General features: G+C 30.3%; 4 protein-coding genes. All 4 read right to left on the reverse strand.

Annotated features, from left to right (window positions below):
- Positions 1 to 301: 301 nt before the first annotated feature.
- Positions 302 to 589 (reverse strand): helix-turn-helix domain-containing protein, encoded by a 288-nt coding sequence (locus ADH92_RS06505; protein WP_065426984.1) that lies wholly within the window; start codon positions 587 to 589, stop codon positions 302 to 304.
- 108 nt (positions 590 to 697) lie between these two features.
- Positions 698 to 1,048 (reverse strand): type II toxin-antitoxin system RelE/ParE family toxin, encoded by a 351-nt coding sequence (locus ADH92_RS06510; RefSeq protein ID WP_049497851.1) that lies wholly within the window; start codon positions 1,046 to 1,048, stop codon positions 698 to 700.
- 323 nt (positions 1,049 to 1,371) lie between these two features.
- A complete protein-coding gene (locus ADH92_RS06515) occupies positions 1,372 to 1,710 on the reverse strand; it encodes a plasmid mobilization protein (protein WP_049497852.1) in 339 nt (112 codons plus the stop codon).
- Between the two features lie 53 nt (positions 1,711 to 1,763).
- Positions 1,764 to 2,600, reverse strand: a complete 837-nt coding sequence (locus ADH92_RS06520; RefSeq protein ID WP_160312906.1) for a replication initiation protein — start codon at positions 2,598 to 2,600, stop codon at positions 1,764 to 1,766.
- Between the last annotated feature and the right edge of the window lie 381 nt (positions 2,601 to 2,981).

Here is a 2,981-nt window from a genome sequence, read left to right on the forward strand (position 1 = left end):
AATACCGACATTTTTACACTCAAATACCGACATTTTTACACTCAAATACTCTAAAAAACCCTTTTAAATCAATTGGTTTCGAGTTTCTAAATATATTATAAATAAACATAAATAATATTAAAAGAGAGTGGGCTAACCATTCTCTTTTTTATTTTTAGCACAACCGAAAAGTAGGGTTTTAATAACTAAAAATATATATTGGTTGTGCAAACCCATACTTTCGGTTGTGCTAACTGAAAGTCTAATAATTTTTTGTCTTAAATCAATAAATTAGTTCCTATTTCCATATATAATAATTGTATTAACGATTTACAAATTCAACTTTTAATTCTTTATTTGATAATATAGCTATTTCTTCAAGTAATCCTACTGTAGGACTCATTGAGCCATTTTCTACACGAGCAATTGTAGATTGTGGTTTATTTATTATTTTTGCAAATTCTCTTTGGGATAAGTTCATTTCCTTTCTTAACTCTTTTAATTTAGCTGCTATCTTAAATTCTCGAAGAGCTGCTTCATATTCTAATTTTCCTTCTTGTCCCAACTCTTCGAGATATTGATTTTTAAATTCTTGAAAAGTTCCTTTCATTTTTTGGCTCCTTAATATTTTTTATTTCCTTATTTTATGTTTAAAATATAAACATATCTGACCATCTAACTATGTTTAGATGGTCAGATATATTGATATTTTTGAATATCAATATAATTTTGTATATCTTCTTCTACGACCTATGGCTTTGCTAATTTCAGTTTTAGGAGTTTTGTTGGTCTTTTTTGAAAAGACATTAGTAATAACATATTCTGGTCCAGCATTGGAATGCTTCACAGCAACTTTGAAGAAAATTGCTCGTGGGAATAAGCCATTCATTTCTAATCTAATTTCGTAGAGGTTGTTTCCTAGTTTAGAAACCCAGCCTTTGTTCATAGCTTCAACTAGCCCTATTTCTTCAATAACATCAATTAACGCTAGCACCCTTGCTCTTACTTTGATCGGAAGTGTTTCTAAGTATTCTTTAAATTCTTCTTCATCGTATAAAATAAAATTCATTTAGTGATTCCTTTCAGTGGAGATATATATAATGATAGCACATACGCTATCAAAAGTCAAGAAAAAAAGAGCCGCGCGGCTCTTTTTTTCTTAGAACGTTTTTAAACTTCTTCAGTATCTTCAGAACCACACCATCTACAGTGTTTAAAATTCTCTATTTCATCAATGTCATAACTATAATAGCCCAAACATTCTTTACAGTATCTATCAATTTCCATTTTCTCTATCCCTCTCTAAAATCGTTTCTAAACGATTTTAAACCTCTGTCGGTAAATAACCTTAAATATAAGTTTAACCATTCTCAGAATTCATTTTAAAGGCCTCTATGAACCCCTCCTAAATAATCTTGACCAAAAACCTCGTTTATCTTCCAGCAAAAGTGCTTTTTCTTTGTTTGCTTCAAGTGAGAGTATTTGTTGGTTTTTAAGTAATTCTTGGAGGGTTTCAATTTGCTTATTTTTTTCTTCTAGTTCACTCTTTAGGATTTGTATCACATCTTCATTACTTTGTGCTTCGTTTTGTGTTACATCTGAAAACAGTATGGAGCGCACATACTCCGAGAGCTTCAAACCCTTGTCTTTAGAGCGTTTATCAAGATTTTCTTTCTCTATTATAGATAGTCTAATATTTAATGTTTTTTGTTTTTGCTCTACCAATTGCATTACCTAGTTTACGCTTTCGTTTTACATTGTATTACAAGATTTTAATCTTGTTTTTAAAATTTGTCTAGCAATTTTTTCTTCTCTTCCTCCATTTTTTGTTGCTCGTATGCTGATGTGTTATTCTGATATTGTGGGTTATGCCAAGCTGGAACATTTGAGCTTGTAGTCTTTATTTTTTTCGCACTCTTCTGATCGATATATTCTTTTTCAGAATCGTATAAAGGACCCTCTGATTCCCATGTGAAAACATACTCTTTTATTGGATTTCCTGCTGTCCTCTCTTTGACTTTAACACATTTTAAATTTTTAAAAAATGGTTTTAGTTGTTCCAAAGAAGGAGAGATAATAGTTCTATCTATTTGTCCTGCTTTGTATGATTTCGGAATATCTAGAGATCCACGAAACTCATCTACCTTAAATACTTTGCGACCAACTGTACGCCATTGTTTTAAATAGCGATATAGGGTTTTAGCATAACTTGATCGAATTTTTGTAAATTCCTCTAATTCAAATTTCGTAAAATTAGCATTAAGGTTGTTTAAAATATATTCAAATTTGTCATCTAATTGTATTTCTGCCGTTTGATTGTCCAGATCTACAGTAAATATTCGAAATAAGCCCATTACTTGTATTTTAGAACTGCTTTTTTCAACATAACTGAGTTCAACAACTTTCCTTGCAACTCTTTCCATTGTGCGAGCCCATCTAGCTTTGTGTTCAAAATCATCATCACATAATGATCTTAATTCTTCCGTAGAGAATTTTAAAAGTTGAGTGCCACTTTCCTTTGCTTTTGTCAAAATCGAGAACAGAAAATTCATTTCTTCCGGAGACCATTTTCTTAATCTGACACTATTTAAATCGTTATGATACTTTGTAATATTACTCATCATCAATTTTTCCTTTTCTCTGAAACTACCTATATTATAACATTTATAAGGTTTGAGTGCAAGTTTTGTTTTTGTTACTCAAAAGGTTTTTTTAATTAGCACAACCGAAAAACAGGGTTTAAAAAAATAAGAAATCACGATTATTTTGGTTTAAGCAACCAAAATGTGGGGTTTTAGTAACTGGAATTATATTTTGGTTGCCAAACCCTACTTTTCGGTTGTGCTAAAAATAAAAAAGAGAATGGTTAGCCCACTCTCTTTTAATATTATTTATGTTTATTTATAATATATTTAGAAACTCGAAACCAATTGATTTAAAAGGGTTTTTTAGAGTATTTGAGTGTAAAAATGTCGGTATTTGAGTGTAAAAATGTCGGTATT

The sequence above is a fragment of the Streptococcus parasanguinis genome, from assembly GCF_001073155.1.
Classification (GTDB): domain Bacteria; phylum Bacillota; class Bacilli; order Lactobacillales; family Streptococcaceae; genus Streptococcus; species Streptococcus parasanguinis_D.